The 16,455-nt window shown below is 36.7% G+C and carries 17 protein-coding genes and 1 tRNA gene; 12 read left to right on the top strand and 6 right to left on the bottom strand.

Going from position 1 to position 16,455, the window contains the following annotated elements:
* Nucleotides 1-34 precede the first annotated feature (34 nt).
* The 4 genes from GN303_RS02660 to GN303_RS08920 all read left to right on the top strand — a co-directional run bounded on the left by GN303_RS02660 (nt 35) and on the right by GN303_RS08920 (nt 3,180).
* The gene (locus GN303_RS02660) at nt 35-733 is read left to right on the top strand and encodes an EcsC family protein (RefSeq protein WP_110438702.1); all 699 of its coding nucleotides are present in this window, start codon (nt 35-37) and stop codon (nt 731-733) included.
* 56 nt (nt 734-789) lie between these two features.
* Nucleotides 790-2,220, top strand: a complete 1,431-nt coding sequence (locus tag GN303_RS02655; RefSeq protein WP_110438701.1) for an aminotransferase-like domain-containing protein — start codon at nt 790-792, stop codon at nt 2,218-2,220.
* 60 nt (nt 2,221-2,280) lie between these two features.
* Entirely contained in the window at nt 2,281-2,655 is a 375-nt protein-coding gene (locus GN303_RS02650) for a VOC family protein (protein WP_110438700.1), read from the top strand.
* A 210-nt stretch (nt 2,656-2,865) separates the two neighbouring features.
* Complete coding sequence (locus GN303_RS08920; RefSeq protein WP_110438699.1) at nt 2,866-3,180, top strand: NINE protein; 315 nt, start codon at nt 2,866-2,868, stop codon at nt 3,178-3,180.
* On the opposite strand, the gene GN303_RS02640 is transcribed toward GN303_RS08920, so the two are convergent.
* On the bottom strand, nt 3,181-4,425 hold the full coding sequence (locus GN303_RS02640; protein WP_110438698.1) for an NAD(P)/FAD-dependent oxidoreductase: 1,245 nt from the start codon (nt 4,423-4,425) through the stop codon (nt 3,181-3,183).
* A 370-nt stretch (nt 4,426-4,795) separates the two neighbouring features.
* Between GN303_RS02640 and queG the strand changes: the two genes are divergently transcribed.
* The 7 genes from queG to GN303_RS02605 all read left to right on the top strand — a co-directional run bounded on the left by queG (nt 4,796) and on the right by GN303_RS02605 (nt 11,443).
* Nucleotides 4,796-5,854, top strand: a complete 1,059-nt coding sequence (gene queG / locus GN303_RS02635) for a tRNA epoxyqueuosine(34) reductase QueG (protein ID WP_110438697.1) — start codon at nt 4,796-4,798, stop codon at nt 5,852-5,854.
* A gap of 20 nt (nt 5,855-5,874) precedes the next feature.
* Nucleotides 5,875-6,099, top strand: coding sequence for a ribbon-helix-helix domain-containing protein (locus tag GN303_RS02630; protein ID WP_110438696.1), 225 nt, complete (start codon nt 5,875-5,877; stop codon nt 6,097-6,099).
* A gap of 170 nt (nt 6,100-6,269) precedes the next feature.
* Nucleotides 6,270-7,100: a TerB family tellurite resistance protein gene (locus GN303_RS02625; RefSeq protein WP_110438695.1), complete on the top strand. Its 831-nt coding sequence runs from the start codon at nt 6,270-6,272 to the stop codon at nt 7,098-7,100.
* Nucleotides 7,101-7,382: 282 nt separating this feature from the next.
* Entirely contained in the window at nt 7,383-8,201 is an 819-nt protein-coding gene (locus GN303_RS02620) for an MlaA family lipoprotein (protein WP_110438694.1), read from the top strand.
* A 15-nt stretch (nt 8,202-8,216) separates the two neighbouring features.
* Nucleotides 8,217-8,879, top strand: coding sequence for an MlaC/ttg2D family ABC transporter substrate-binding protein (locus tag GN303_RS02615; protein WP_110438693.1), 663 nt, complete (start codon nt 8,217-8,219; stop codon nt 8,877-8,879).
* Between the two features lie 59 nt (nt 8,880-8,938).
* Entirely contained in the window at nt 8,939-9,577 is a 639-nt protein-coding gene (gene bluB, locus GN303_RS02610) for a 5,6-dimethylbenzimidazole synthase (RefSeq protein ID WP_110438692.1), read from the top strand.
* A 189-nt stretch (nt 9,578-9,766) separates the two neighbouring features.
* On the top strand, nt 9,767-11,443 hold the full coding sequence (locus GN303_RS02605; protein ID WP_110438691.1) for a sugar MFS transporter: 1,677 nt from the start codon (nt 9,767-9,769) through the stop codon (nt 11,441-11,443).
* A 170-nt stretch (nt 11,444-11,613) separates the two neighbouring features.
* Here the strand turns inward: GN303_RS02605 and GN303_RS02600 are convergent, their stop codons facing one another.
* The 3 genes from GN303_RS02600 to GN303_RS02590 form a co-directional block, all read right to left on the bottom strand.
* On the bottom strand, nt 11,614-12,126 hold the full coding sequence (locus tag GN303_RS02600) for a GNAT family N-acetyltransferase (protein WP_110438690.1): 513 nt from the start codon (nt 12,124-12,126) through the stop codon (nt 11,614-11,616).
* Nucleotides 12,127-12,206: 80 nt separating this feature from the next.
* A complete protein-coding gene (gene ettA / locus GN303_RS02595) occupies nt 12,207-13,886 on the bottom strand; it encodes an energy-dependent translational throttle protein EttA (protein ID WP_110438689.1) in 1,680 nt (559 codons plus the stop codon).
* Nucleotides 13,887-13,993: 107 nt separating this feature from the next.
* Nucleotides 13,994-14,067: transfer RNA gene (locus tag GN303_RS02590), tRNA-Ile, on the bottom strand.
* A gap of 288 nt (nt 14,068-14,355) precedes the next feature.
* Between GN303_RS02590 and ppa the strand changes: the two genes are divergently transcribed.
* Nucleotides 14,356-14,880: an inorganic diphosphatase gene (ppa, locus tag GN303_RS02585; protein ID WP_110438688.1), complete on the top strand. Its 525-nt coding sequence runs from the start codon at nt 14,356-14,358 to the stop codon at nt 14,878-14,880.
* Between the two features lie 77 nt (nt 14,881-14,957).
* On the opposite strand, the gene GN303_RS02580 is transcribed toward ppa, so the two are convergent.
* Together GN303_RS02580 and GN303_RS02575 are read right to left on the bottom strand one after the other, a co-directional pair.
* The gene (locus GN303_RS02580; protein ID WP_110438687.1) at nt 14,958-15,344 is read right to left on the bottom strand and encodes a hypothetical protein; all 387 of its coding nucleotides are present in this window, start codon (nt 15,342-15,344) and stop codon (nt 14,958-14,960) included.
* A 352-nt stretch (nt 15,345-15,696) separates the two neighbouring features.
* Nucleotides 15,697-16,452: an ABC transporter ATP-binding protein gene (locus GN303_RS02575; protein WP_110438686.1), complete on the bottom strand. Its 756-nt coding sequence runs from the start codon at nt 16,450-16,452 to the stop codon at nt 15,697-15,699.
* Nucleotides 16,453-16,455: the final 3 nt, after the last annotated feature.

Here is a 16,455-nt window from a genome sequence, read left to right as displayed (position 1 = left end):
TTAACCAAAATGAAATAACTGTAAAGTAACTATTATGAATACTCGTGATATTGAAAAAAAGACAAATTTAATGGTTAAAACCCTTGATTGGGCATACAATAATTCAATAAATGGATTCCAAACTTTTGTAAGTGCTCAAAATTTAGGTGAATCGTATTTAAAAAATAGTAATTATAACAAATTAGATGCTATTAACAGTCTCATTAGATGGCAAAATTCTAAAGCAGCCACTTCTGGTTTTTTATCAAACATGGGTGGCCTTATAACCTTACCGTTAGCCGTACCAGCCAATATAGCCTCTGTTATATATATACAATTACGCATGGTAACAGCTATTGCATGCATAAATAAATTTGATCCCAAACAAGATGAAGTTAGAACTTTATGTTATACATGTCTTACAGGTAGTAGTATTTCTGAAATTTTCAAAAAAGCTGGAGTTCAAATCACACAGAAACTCACAATTTCTACAATACAAAAATATATAACACGTGAAATGCTTAAAACTATTAACCAAGCAGTAGGTTTTCGATTGATAACCAAAGCAGGATCAACTGGAATTATAAATTTGACAAAAATTGTTCCATTTGTTGGAGGGATAGTAGGAGGATCGTTCGACGCCTTTACAACAAATACAATTGGCAATTTTGCAAGGGATATGTTTTATAATCAAGATCCTAGCTTAATAATATCCAATAATGAAAATAATTCCACAATGATTATGAAAAAATAAGATAGAAAAAATATATTTATATTATATCATGACTCTGTGCTCAGGGTTTGATCATCATGTGGACTTTGTCTTCCTCTTCCAATAAACCGTTATATCAACAACTTATTCATCTTATTCAGCAAGCCATTATCAATGGTACCCTGGGTCCTGGTGAACGATTGCCTTCTGAAAGGCAGTTGAGCCATCTCCTGAACATCAATCGTTCAACTGTTATCCGTGCATTGAACGAATTGACAGATCGAAAATTATTAATTCGAAAAATAGGCAGTGGATCGTATGTAAATCCGCTCAAACATGAAATAAATCTTTATCCATCAATGAATTGGTATCCTGTCAAATCGGTATATACCCAATATCAGCGAGATCCCTATCAGATTCATATACAAGAATTACGTAAAAAGGCCCAGGAAAAGCATATCAACCTTATTGATATGGCAACTGGTGATCTTGCACCTTCCCTTTTACCAAAAATTGATCCTACCGATTTACCCTGGCAACATGTTCTATCGTTAGAACAAGATGATGAAACTACACTTCTAGGTCTTTATTCCTTTCGCCAGGCCGTTCAATATCATATGAAAAAACGTATAGGTATATCAGTTGACCTATCCGAAATTCTGATTACAACTGGAACTCAGCAAGCCCTTTTTTTATTGACTCAAACCTTGTTAGGGCCAGGCGATCATATTGCGGTAGAAACCCCTTCCTCTTTTTTCCGACTTCCCATTTTTCAAGCTTCCGGTTTACGTGTTCATCCTGCTGCACTGGATCAAAATGGGGTGAACCCAGAAATACTCCAGAAATTGATTCGTAAACATCCCGTAAAAATGATTTTTTTAAATCCAGTTTTTCAAAATCCAACCGGTTCAATCCTTTCATCTTTTCGTAAAAAAGAAATCCTACGGCTTTGTCATGATAATCAAATTCCACTTATTGAAGATGATGCATATAGCCTGCTTTCATTTGATGAGAATACTGATTGTAGATCTATCAAAATGTATGACAAATACAAACAGGTTATATATCTTGGTTCTTTATCTAAATATATTGGTAAAGCAATCCGTGCTGGTTGGATTATAGCCCCTCGTCCCATTATCCATCAGCTTGCCAATGTTAGACGTCAAATCGAGGGTGGAACAAGTGTTTTACCACAATTACTTGCCCAGTATTATTTAACCCATCAAATGGATAATCATTTCAATTTTTTACAGAAAAAACTTTCGAAAAAAGCAAAGAATTTATGTCATTGGTTGGATCAAAATTACCAATCTCTGTTCCAAATTCAACCTCCAAAAGGTGGACTTTATCTCTATTCAAAATGTCCTCCAGACAAAAACAAGGAATTGTCCACCCTTTTACAGGAATGGTTAAAACAAAAAATAATTATTGCAAAGGGTGAAGAGTTTGGAGGGTCTCAAGGAGAGATACGATTTAATTTCTCTCATTTTTCTTCAAAAACAATCAAAAGATTAAAAAATTCATTGTGAAAAGGCAATATCAATTCTAACCTATTTATACAAATCAAGTAATTCTATAAGGAAATAAATATGTTATTCAGTCACATCTGCGTCGGCACTAACAATGTAGAAAAAGCAAAGAAATTCTATGATGCTATTTTCAAGGTTATGAATCTTTCCGATTCAGGATTTGATAAAAAGAGGCGCCCTTTTTATGCGAAGGATGGTCAAAAACTGATTATTTGCAAGCCAATCAACGGACAGGCTGCAACTTATTCCAATGGTGGAACTATCGGATTTCAAATGAACTCTCCCGAACAGGTCAATCAATTCCATGCCGCAGGAATAGCCAATGGTGGTGTGTCAATTGAGGACCCTCCAGGTTTACGCAAAGGAACAAATAAATATCTGGCTTATCTTCGTGATCCTGATGGAAACAAACTTTGCGCTTTTTATGAAGAATAGAATAGTTTCTTGAATGATTCAAAGTTTGTTGCATATTATTTACAATCAATGTTCAATAATAATGAACATTGATCAAACATAAATCAATAATTTATTTATATTTTTAACAAACAGTTAATAGTACATTCCCATATCCCAATACATTTAAAATCAAAATATTTAAACTATATAATACATTGATCATTAATTTTTAATGGAAGCTAATCATCAATGTTCAATAACAATTTAACTTTAAAGGAATGTAAAAGATTAATAAGTCTGGTAACCAATTTAAATGTTAGAAACCGATCATTTGTAATCGCTATGATCCTTTGGTTTTTTTTGGGTTTCTTCGGGGTGCATCGTATCTATATCAACAAATTTTTTACCGGTATCCTGATGGCTTTCCTTATGGTTTTAGGATTAGTTACAAAAATAGTCCTGATAGGTTATGTTTTTTGCGGAATTGTCTGGCTGTGGTGGATATATGATTTATTTATGCTCTTAATACAAACAAACAAACCCAAAACCTTTTATCGAGCCTAACTATATTGACAGCTTTCTGAATTTATCTGCCAAAATTGCGCTGATTGCACGTCTCAAACCCAATATTCTGATTTGATGTGAGCGATACAAATATAAATGTGCAATTTTTGCAACCCACCCTCTTATTGCAATATGATGACCAAAAACACCAAAAGATTGATAACGTCCAACGCTGACAAGTGAACCATAATCTTTATAATCAAAAGGGTTGACCGAAGCAGGATCTTGAATCAGTTTTAAAAAATTACGACTTAAATAGTAGGCCTGTTGCGTAGCCACTTGCGAGGTTGGTGGTAAAGAGTTATCTTGAACAGAAGAGCAATCTCCCATTGCAAATACATAGGGAAACCCAATGACTTGTAATCGTGGGTTCACAACAATCTGGGATCGTTTGGAATATTCGACACCATCAATTTCCTGCAATAAATTATCACCTTTTATTCCGGTTGTCCAAGCAACCTGATCTGCAGGAATTACAGCACCATTTTCAAGATATACGTGATCCTTGGTTACTTCCTTTACGCGCGCTGATAACAAAGTATTTATGCCAATTTTATTCATGGTCACTTTGACAGCATTACCAATTTCTTTCTCAAAAGTGGGTAAGATCTGATCCCCCGATTGCACAACTGTCAAATGCAAATAATCGGTAAAATCATACCCAACATACTGTGAAGACTGTTTAAGCTGATAGATAATTTCACCGCTTAACTCAACTCCAGTCGCTCCGGCCCCAACAATGACAACATGATGCTTTTCCTTCAAAATTGCAGCTTGTATTATAAAATTCCTTAAATCATTGTAAAAATCAAGAGCATGATCCAGATCATCAATTGGATAGGCATATTCTTTTACACCTTTAGTGTTAAAATCATTGGTTTTACTGCCCATCGAAATAACCAAATAATCAAATTCAATATTCCGTTCCGGAAGTATTTCTTTATTGGTTTTGTCATATAATGCGTCTAAAGTGATTTTTCTCTGTTTCAAGTCAATTTTTGAAACATTTCCCGGATTAAAGATATAACCATCACGTTTGGCCTGTGTAAGAAAGTTAATCCCCTGTTCATTGGGTTTCGCACTTCCTGCAGCAAATGTATGCAGCATCGGTTTCCAAATATGATATTCGCTTTTATCAATTAACATTAATTCATATTGTTCAGATTTCAATAAAGAGGATAATCGGGTCACGAATTCCATTCCTGCAATTCCACCTCCTAATACAACAATACGTTTTTTCTGCATTTTTACTTGCCCCTTTACGTGATATTAATTGAATACTTATAAAGTTTATGATTTAAAAAAAAACGTACAATTGTTTAATTGATAAACTGAATTTTTTATTTGAATTATTACTTTTCTTAAAACAACAACTTATTATTTGTTCTTTAATTATGACGTTACAATTTTTAAATAATTAGGTCAATTGCAAATAAAACTATAATCATGACCTATTTCTATATTTATTTACGTGACAATAAAAATCATATCTCTGGATATTTTTCATTTTAAGAATGTTTTTTACACTTAAAGAAAACTTGTTTGAATATACAAACCTATTCTATAAAATAGATAATCTGAATTACAATTGATGTAGTTATATATTCATATCTTCATGCTACCTAAAAACTTTTCCAAACTTATACAAAAAAAAGCGATTGAATTGGGATTTGATCAATGTGGCATTTGTGAAGCATCTCTTCCACCAGAAAAAGCGGCTTTGCTTAAGGAGTTTGTTTCTCTCAAACGACATGGAACCATGCAGTGGTTGGAAGATCGTCTATATTATCGTTCCAGTCCCCACCATTTATGGCCAGAAGTGAAAACGGCAATTGTCTTGGGAGTAAATTATGGTCCCCGGGAAAATCCCCTGGAAAATCTTAAACATCCTGAATATGCAAATATATCTGTTTACGCCCGTAATCGGGACTATCATGATATAATCAAGGGATGGCTGAAACATTTAGCCCAATTTATATTAAAAGAGACAAAATATTATTCAAATAATGAACAGGTTAAGGTTTTTGTCGATACGGCACCCATCATGGAAAAACCTCTCGCGCAAAAGGCAGGTTTAGGTTGGCAGGGAAAACATACAAATCTGGTTTCCCGTCAATTTGGCAGTTGGCTTTTTTTAGGTGAGATATTGACCACCCTTCATATTCCCCCTCTACCTGCAAGCAAATCACATTGTGGTTCCTGTAAAAAATGCTTGGTTTCCTGTCCAACTCAAGCTTTTCCCGAGCCTTTTAAACTGGATGCAAAACGCTGTATTTCGTATCTCACTATAGAATATGCTGGCAGTATCCCCATCGAATTTCGTAAGGCTATGCATAATCGAATTTACGGTTGTGATGATTGTCTGGCTGTCTGTCCATGGAATAGTTTCGCCAGCCAAAGTCGTCACATCAAGTTACAGGCTCGAACCGAACTTGTTTCACCCCCACTTGCAAAATTTCTTCAATTCAATGAGGAAGATTTCAGAAGTTTTTTCACTGGATCTCCTGTAAAGCGTATTGGTCATTTACGATTTATCAGGAATATCCTGATTGCGGCAGGTAATTCAAATATAGAAAATCTTTTACCACTAATAATAAATTGGAAAAATCATGATAATGCTATTATTAAGGAAACAGCCCAATGGGCATTTGATCAATTTATGATATCCGTATAATTGCAAGCCAATCAAAAATCATGTCACGACATTATTTAAAAAAACGCAGTTTTCAAATTTCTGGCCATCGCACAAGCATCGCTCTGGAACAGGACTTTTGGAATATTTTAGATCAAATGGCGGTATCAAAAAATCTTACCCTGCTTCATTTGATTACTGAAATTGATGCAAAACGGTGTGCAAATCATCCGCTATCCTCTATGCTAAGATTAACAGCGTTACATTTTATATTAAAAAATATATAATTATTTGATTTTTCCAACTTTTTTTCAATAAAAATCATTGACTGTAATTAAATAAATAAATTATCCCTCATATTACAGATAATATATGCCACGAAAACTTTTAAAATAAATTTGCCTTTTAACAAAAGAATAATAGAATGAAGCGAGTTTAATTCTATTATATTAATTCAATGCCTGTTTTTGGAAAAATTTTTGGAACAATCGCCGGCTTCGCAACAAGTGGTCCTCTTGGAGCATTACTAGGTGCTGCCATTGGTCATGCTGCGGATAAAAACAAGCTGTTAAATCCACCTTTGGGAGGATGGGTTGAACAATGGAAACATAAGATCTCTCCCGATCTTGTGGGTGCCAGCACCTATATTGCTGTGCAAATGGCCTCAAATGCCGGTAAAAAAGAGCAAGTTATGGCATTATGTCTCATCATTTTATCTGCCAAGCTTGCCAAATGTGATGGTCCGGTCAACCGAAGTGAGGTTGATTATTTTAAACATCATCTTCATATTCCACCACAGCAAGAAAAGCAAATAGGTATGCTTTTTGATCGGGCCCGTTCAAGAGTTGATGATTATCCAAAATTTGCAAAAATTCTTAAACATAATTTCCAAGAGGAAAAAGGCAAACTTGAAAATGTTTTTATCCTTCTATATATGCTGGCCCGTTCTGATTTAAAAAAATCGGAACCTCTTCATCCGCTTGAAGAAAAATATTTGCGACATATCCAGCATATATTCGGTCTCTCAGAACGAGTATGGGATTATGCAGCCCAAGGAGGCAGTCCCCGTTCTGTTTCTGACGAACCTGATGCATACGTAATACTTGGGGTTGATCCTAAAACGGATACCGAAACTATCCGCAACCGTTGGCGTGAACTTGTTCGCATCTATCATCCTGACCTTATTGCAGCAAAAGGGGGAAATCCACAGGAAATTGAAAAGGCAAACCAAAAAATCGTAAAAATTAATGCTGCATGGGATTATATTAAACATAATCGTGGAATTTAATTTCAACAATTTTCTATATAATCGTTTGGATCAGATTCTTAATTTTGAGACATGAGCATAACATAAAAGATCTTTCGTTATTTGTTGTTTTATTACCACAATCAGATCTTTCATGTCTCAATTTTAATTAATACAAATTCTTTTTTCTGTTGTTTAATGATGAATCTGCTATGTTCTGAATTGTTATTGCCTAAATTGTTATGATTATTTATTTAATTCATTTAAATTGTATGATCAAAATTTAAAATTGTTATAACGAATTAAAAGTTAACAAAGGTTGCCATGAATTTCACCCTATTTTCTTTCTTTAATTTTCCAAAATCATCCGAACTGAAAAAAAAGAATTTTTTACCTTGTTTAACTTTTCTGGGCTGTCTTGGCATTTTTCTGAATGGATGCAGTAATCCGCCACCAAAAGATCCTGAAGCCTTGGCTGAATATAAACATAATAATGACAAATATGAACCAACCAATCGTAAAATGTACAATTTTACAATGAAAATGGATAAATATACGCTGAAACCTGTAGCCAAAGCGTATGTATGGGCGGTGCCAAAAGTAGTCCGAAAATCACTCAGCAATATGATACGCACCATGGATGAACCCGTTGTCTTTTTCTCAGATGTCGGGGCAGGTAAATCAAGACGCGCTGGAGATGCTTTTGCCCGTTGGTGTATAAATATGGTGGCCGGAATTGGAGGATTAATAGATGTAGCCGAAATGGCTGGATATAAACATCATGACACCACCCCCGGTATGACTCTGGCCAGTTGGGGCGTAAAATCAGGTCCCTATCTATTCGTTCCCTTCATGGGACCAACCTCTCTACGTGAAGGTGGGGGATCCATCATTGCGGTTGGTCTGTCACCATGGAATTATGTCCCCAGAGGATATGGCTTGATAACTTTTAACTGGGCATATAATATTTTAGGTGTAATAAGTTCGAGGGCTGATTATCTTGATGCAATGAATCAATTGCAACAGGATTCTTTGGATCCTTACGCAACCATCCGAAGTGCCTATCAACAACAGCAAGATGCTGAAATCAAAGCACTTATCGAGGATCATAGAGCAACTGTCCCTGCATGGTATGTTAAATAATTTAGGAGCTATATTTTGAAAATTCATCCCTGTAAAATCTTTTTTCCTGCACTTGCGATTAGCGGTATTCTCCTTGCCGGGAACGTTGTTTCAAAACAAGCGATTTTCCCTCTTATAACCCAAGTTCATGCTTCAGAAGCCACCTATTCCGACAATCAGTTGAAAGAGTGGCTGCGATCCACCGGGAATGAAATGGTTGCCATTGTAAATGCAGATTATTCGAAGACTGAACAAAAAGAAAAATTTCTGCCTATTTTGAATAAATATGTAGATGTCGATGGTATCGCGAAATTCTGTCTGGGGCGTTTTTGGAGAGTCGCCACTTCAGACCAGCAACAAGAATATACCCAGCTTTTTCATCAGGTACTCGTTAATTCAATTACCAATCGGCTTGGAGAATATAAAGGGGTTTCGTTTACCATTGGCGAAATTACGTCAACAGAGGGAAACAAAAAATCCATTCAGACTACCTTGAAACGTCCAAAACAGCCAGATGTCGTCATTCAGTGGATTATTGAAATTAAAAATGGCTCCCCAATGGTTGTTGATATTATTGGTGAAAATGCGTCACTTGCCGTAACTCAAAGAGGAGATTACACATCTTTTATTGCACGTCATCAAAATGATGTATCCGCTTTGATTGCAGCTCTAAAACGCCAACTTCAAAACCACTCCTAAATTAAATTGACCATCATAAAATATTTTATGATGGCATAATAATTATCCTGCCAGTAATCATGACTAAAGAGCGTTTTTCAGATCATTTTATAAATGAACTTGAACAACTGTTCACTTGGCGAAGGGATGTCAGGCATTTTAAACCAGATCCTATACCTGACGAAATAATGGATCAATTATTGTCTTTTGCATGTAAGGCACCTTCTGTTGGATTGAGTGAACCCTGGTACTTTATCAAAATTAACAGGCCCGAATTGCGACAGAAAATCCATAATGTTTTTAAAAAAAATAATTTACAGGCAAGCCGTGATTACAGTTCCGATAAACAAAAGCTTTACAATTCTTTAAAACTATCCGGAATGGATGACGCTCCACATCATATTGCTGTTTTTTCCGAACGCAATCCCGATCAAGGCAAAGGCCTGGGACGCAAGACAATGCCGCAAACCACCGCTTACTCAACTGTTATGGCCATATATAGCTTCTGGTTAGCTGCCAGAGCCTATGGTATAGGCGTTGGATGGGTTTCCATCATAACACCAAAGGATATACATCAGATTCTTGAAATACCGGAAACCCTTGAATTTATCGCTTACCTCTGTGTTGGATATCCGCAAACGATCCGGGATAAACCAGAGCTTGAAGAAAAAGGTTGGGAAAAGCGTAATTCGCAAAAAAATAAATGGATCATCAAATAGCAATTCAAGACTAAAAATTTCATGGCATTTTTTACGGTTTAATTAAAAAAAACTTTTGAACAGACACTTTTTATGCTTTGCTATAATTTATGAGTTCTTGTTAAATAAATATTGCCTTTCTATATTTACCTTAAAAAAGAAACCATCTTGATATAAAATATAACCCTAAATAACAAGGGAATTAAGTTTATGAGTCATTCTTCAAATGAAGCGTCAACCATAACAACTCAAGACAATAAATTTACCAATTACCCTATTGCCTTAAGTGTTATTTCAATCGTGTTTTTCATGTGGGGTTTCTTAACCTGTCTAAACAACATTTTGATTCCACATCTCAAAACCGTCTTTAACCTTAATTACACACAAGCGATGCTGGTGCAATTCACGTTTTTTGGAGCATATTTTTTAATGTCTGTTCCAGGAGGCAAAATTGTATCTAGACTTGGCTATAAAAAAGGAATCATTACCGGATTGATTATTGCCGCCATTGGAACATTTTTATTCTGGCCGGCAGCAACAATTGCCAATTACTACTTTTTCCTTCTTGCCCTATTTATTTTGGCAACCGGCATTACCATTCTGCAAGTTTCAGCCAATCCTTATGTCACACTTTTAGGGCCACAAAAAACAAGTTCTAGCCGCCTTAACATGGCCCAGGCCTTGAATGCCCTTGGGACGACTGTTGCTCCTTATCTTGGCAGTATCCTAATCTTAACCGGTGCCGCTTATACAATACCCAACAGGATTGCATCCGATCCACAGACCATCCAGTTAATTTCAACTCTTGAAAATAATCCAACAAATGATATAGAGGCAATTTTTGCAAAGGCCTCCAATGAAAATGTTGCTTATGCTTTGAAAAACATACCTCCTTATGTATACGAAAAGCTTCCGGATTCCCTAATCCAACAAGAATTACAAAAATTTTCACCCGGATTAATTGGAACAACACTAAACAATATACCAACTGAAAAAAAATTAAGCTTATTAAGTCATTTCACCGCTGAACAAATTGATCAAATTCCAACCGGGTCCTTGGTTGAAGCTCTTGAAAGCTTTTCATCCCTGAAATTGCAACCAATTGATCAGGAAAATCTCACACAGCTCAAACAACATATTTCTGATTCAACCAATACTAAAATTGAACAGTATCGTAAAGAACAAGCTAAATCTGTTCAAACTCCTTATGCAGTGCTTGGAATAATCCTTGTTTTACTGGCTGGCTTTGTAGCAATCTTTAAATTACCTACCAGCAAAGACGACAATCAAAACCAACAGAAACAAAACTATAAACTTTCTGACGTGTTCAAACATCCTCATGCAGTCTTGGGCGCCATAGGAATCTTCTGTTATGTTGGTGCCGAAGTCGCATTGGGCAGTTTTATGATAAATTATCTGACCTTGCCAGAAATAGGCAGAATGTCTGAACAGCAAGCTGCACAATATGTTACTTTATTCTGGGGAGGCACCATGGTTGGCAGGATTGTTGGATCAGCCGTGATGGTCAAAAGTTCGCCAAGTAAAATGCTAAGTTGGTGTGCAATTATCAATCTCTGTCTTTTATTGACAACCATGTTTAGCACAGGGTACGTTGCAGTTTATTCCATCGTGGCAATTGGGTTGTTCAACTCTATAATGTTCCCAACCATATTCTCACTTGGTATTGCAGAAATGGGCCCTCTAACAGAACAGGCATCGAGTTTGTTAGTTATGGCTATTGTTGGTGGTGCAGTCGTACCGTTCATTCAGGGAATGCTAAGCGATTCCATTGGAATTCAGCATGCTTTCTTTCTAACCCTGATTTGTTACGCATTTATTCTATATTACGGTGCCAAAGGCTCCAAACCAAAAAAGGTAACAGCATAATTTATTCATAAGTATAATTCTTTAAAAAATCTGGAATCTGGAATACGGGTGTGCCTTTAACTGAGAAAATAATTTTTTTTGTCCGTATTCTGGATTTTTCATGTCTGCATAAAAATTACAATATACATTATATCTTTTGAAATTTTGGTCGGACTATACAGTCATTCTCTCTACGATAATACACTGACATAGGTTAGCATCTTGTATCCATGACGCATGAATTGCTCCTCAACATTCATGCCAATACTTCCAAGAATACGACGAGAGGCTATATTTCTTTCTTTGGTAACCGCCACTATCCGTTGATACCCACGCTCATGGGCGGCCGATAGTACAGCAAATGCTGCCTCACGGGCATATCCTTTCCCTTGCGCCCATCCCCATAGTGCAAATCTCAATGCATGCCCACGGTTATCATTGCGCAAGTGTATACCTGTTATTCCCAAAAATTGACCTGTTCTATTTTGAATATGCTTGCGGACAGTATATATGCCAATCCTATGTGATCCCCAATAAAGAATATCTTCAGCCATTTCCTTTTGCACTTGCCATGAAGTTCGAACACCACCCAACATACTACTAAAGGTCAATACATCCGTTTTTAAAGCCAAAATATCCGGCATATCCTGCCAATTTACCGGCGATAAAATCAAACGTGAAGTTCTTAAATCCAACCAGTTCACAGATATCAAAACTTACATAAAAAGCCCATCATGACAAAAATCATATGGGCTTTTTCAATTTAAATCAATAATAACCGAAATTATCGTGAAATTGGACGATATTTGATACGACTAGGTTCTGTTGCATCAGGGCCCAGACGCCGTCGCTTATCCTCTTCATACGCTTCAAAATTGCCTTCAAACCATTCGACATGGCTATCCCCTTCAAATGCAAGGATATGAGTTGCAAGACGATCCAGAAACCATCGGTCATGGCTGATGACTACAGCGCAACCGGGGAATTCCTCCAAAGCCTCTTCAAGAACACGCAAAGTGTCGAGATCAAGATCATTGGTTGGTTCATCCAGCAGGATTACATTGCTTTCCTGTTTTAACATTTTGGCAAGATGAACGCGGTTTCGTTCACCACCGGATAGAACACCAACCTTTTTCTGCTGATCCGAGCCCTTGAAATTAAATGTTCCAACATAGGCTCTCGAAGGAATTGCCCGCTTACCCAGATAAAGGACATCCGTCCCACCGGAAATTTCTTCCCATACGGTTTTATTAGGATCCAATTCATGACGGGACTGGTCAACATATCCCAACTTTACCGTATCACCAATACGTATCTCACCTTCATCAGGTTTATCAGCACCTATAATCATTTTAAACAAGGTTGATTTACCCGCACCATTTGGACCGATTACTCCTACAATCCCTCCAGGAGGCAATTTGAAGTTTAATTTATCAATTAGTAAACGGTCACCAAATCCTTTGCTGAGATTATACGCTTCAATAACAACATTACCTAAACGGGGGCCAGGAGAAATATAAATATCCGCAACACCTGTTGCCTTTTCCTGGCTTTGAGAAAGCATTTCCTCATATTTTGCAATACGGGCCTGGCTTTTCGCCTGACGTGCCTTTGGTGAGGAATTGATCCATTGCTGTTCTGCCGCCAGGGCCCGTTGACGTGCACTTTCCTCTTTTTCTTCCTGAGCCAGACGTTTGCGCTTTTGTTCAAGCCATGAAGAATAATTACCCTCGAATGGATAACCACGGCCACGCTCAATTTCCAAAATCCAGTTCGTAACGTTATCCAGGAAGTATCGATCATGGGTAATCAGAATAACGGTACCAGCATATTCCCGTAATGTCTGTTCTAACCATGCAACACTTTCCGCATCAAGATGATTTGTCGGCTCATCCAATAAAAGAATATCCGGTTTTTCCAGCAACAGACGACACAGGGCGACACGACGTCGCTCACCTCCTGATAATTTATCGACTCTTGCATCAGCTGGTGGACAACGTAACGCATCAAGGGCAATTTCAATTTGACGATCAAGTTCCCAACCATTACCGGCATCAATTTTTTCTTGCAGATCAGCCTGTTCTGCCAACAAGGCATTCATGGTGTCATCATCCATCGGCTCGGCAAATTTCATTGAAATTTCGTTAAACCGATCAACGGCCTTTTTTAAAGGGCCAAAACCTTCGGCAACATTTTCACCAACCGTTTTAGTTTCATCCAGCTGCGGTTCTTGTTCTAAATATCCAACCCTGATTCCATCAGCTGCCCAGGCTTCCCCGCCAAATTCCTTATCCTTTCCTGCCATAATGCGTAATAGAGTTGATTTACCCGCACCATTGACCCCAAGAACACCAATCTTTACCCCAGGCAGAAAAGACAAAGTTATGCCTTTAAACACTTCACGACCACCGGGATAAGCCTTTGTCAAATCTTTCATCACGTATACATATTGAGGCCCAGCCATCGTTAAGAAGCTCCTTATATCATCTATCTAGTATTAAATATTTAGGGGGAAGAACCTGAGACAATCACCGTTATCTTTTATTGCCCTCAGGCTGGATAAAAAGCGTCTGCGCCTGGCAGGACTCGAACCTGCAACCAGGCCGTTATGAGCGGTCGGCTCTAACCAATTGAGCTACAGGCGCGTTGACGCAGCTCATATTTGCCGCAAAACAATCATTTTTGCAAGCGTTTTCTTTACGTTTATCCGAAAAAACTTTGATTATTACCCATTCCATTCAATTTCATTTATCCATAATCCTGATATCATCAAAAGTTTTGGGATATATTTTTATAATTTTTCCAAAATGTTAGGATCAAGTCCAGATATGACTATCAGGTCATCCCTGTTTAGCAATTTAACCCGTTTCAATATTGATAAATCAACGGCAATTCGCTAGTATTTCTGTTTTAAATAATAATGGAACATAATTATGGATCTTTCTAAGATTGCACCGGGCAAAGACGTGCCTAATGATATTAATGTTGTTATTGAAATTCCCAAGGGTTCAAAAGTAAAGTATGAAGTTGACAAAGAAAGCGGTGCTGTTTTTGTTGACCGTATTGTCTTTACCCCCATGGCTTATCCTGCTGCTTATGGATTTATTCCCAACACCCTTGCAGCTGATGGTGACCCTATTGACATGCTGGTTTTGATTCCGGAAGCGGTGGTTCCAGGTTGTGTTATTCGTGCCCGTCCAATCGGTGTTTTAAAAATGGAGGATGAATCAGGCATGGATGAAAAAGTGATCTGTGTTCCACACGATAAAATCTATCCTCTATACTCGAAAATTCATGAAGTTTCAGAGCTTCCAGAAATTACCCGCCAAGAAATCGAACATTTCTTTACCCATTATAAAGATTTGGAAAAGGGTAAATGGGTTAAAATCCAAGGCTGGGACAATAAGGCAAAAGCTTGTGAATTAATTGAAACCGCAATTAAAAAGTATAAAAAATAAATGCTATAAAGAGGGCAATAATATTATTGCCGCTCTTTAATAGTAAAACGTAGATTTGATAAGTTATCTAGTAAAAATTAATTAGTAATTTTTTTATCCCATGCAGATTCTATCAATAAACGTTGTATAACCTTGTAAACTGGTTCATTAAATTTTTTAGCCATCGCCAAAATTATTTCTCTTGAACGTCTATCACAATTTAACATGCCACGTTTAGGATCTTTATTTCTTGTTCTTATACCTCTTAAGGCAATTTTAATTTGATCCAGAGGAACATTAAGTTTTTGAGATATTTTTTCAAACTCCAAGCAAAACGGTGGTAATCTCAAACGTCGAGCATGAATATATTGATCATGAGACAAACTTGTATGAGATCGATATTTTTCTGTGATTTTATTAACTTTTCCAGCATGAGATGGAATTGAAAGACTAAATCTCAATTGATTTTTATCATTTTTTTGCATTATTTACTCCATTTGCAAAAAATTAAAAAAAATAATTATTTTCAAATCACTCTTTACAATGGGTCTAAATAATGCAAAATAGGAACAATGGTTGTATAACTTTAACATTATGATAATGACATATAACCTTCTTATAAAGAGTGATAAATAATTAATAAATGTTAAAAATTAATACGTGACGGGCAGTCTTAATATTAATTTAACATTTATCACTCTTTTTTATATTAATTCCACCAAGTATGTCAATTGTTTTTCTATAGTAATGTCTATATTTAGTATGTTTTTTTTCAATATCATACTATATCAAGTGATTAATATGAAATTATGTAATATAAATTATATTTTTAATCCATTACCAATCAGATTGATGACCCAAAAGATGAAAAATATCTTTACGAATTTTAATCAGTTCTTCCGAGTCTCTATGCCTTGGATAATCCATATTGAGCCGAAATTCACCTATGATATGCGCTGGACGATGCCGCATGACAATGATGCGCGTTGCCAGTAACAATGCCTCCTCAATATCATGGGTTACCATAATTGCCGTGAATTTTCTTTGTTGCCATAAATGAACCAACTCTTTTTGCATTGTAATGCGAGTCAGGCTGTCCAATTTTCCCAATGGTTCATCCAAAATAAGAATGCCTGGATCATTAACCAAGGCTCTGGCCAACGCCACCCTTTGTGCCATGCCACCCGATAATTGTCGAGGGTAGGCATTTTTAAAACTATTCAACCCGATCAGTTCAAGCATCAGTTGAACGGCATGATCGTTCTTTTCCTTACGGATTTTGAAACCCAAATTGACATTATCCCAAACTGTCAACCATGGATATAGGGTCGGATCCTGAAAAACAACCACTCTTGATGGATCTGCCTCAGAAATTTCCTGTCCATTTGCCTGAATCGATCCATTCAAAGGTTGCTCAAGCCCCGCTATCATTCGTAACAATGTTGATTTACCACATCCTGATGGGCCCAGTATGACAACAAATTCCTGTGGTTCAATTGTCAGATTAATATCATCCAATACCGGCAAATCATCATTATCCAGACTATAACCATGGCTTAAATGTGTGATGTCAATCCTTTGTTTTTCCGCCATACA

Source organism: Commensalibacter melissae (assembly GCF_009734185.1).
GTDB lineage: Bacteria > Pseudomonadota > Alphaproteobacteria > Acetobacterales > Acetobacteraceae > Commensalibacter > Commensalibacter melissae.
This window is presented reverse-complemented; position numbering and strand designations above follow the sequence as displayed.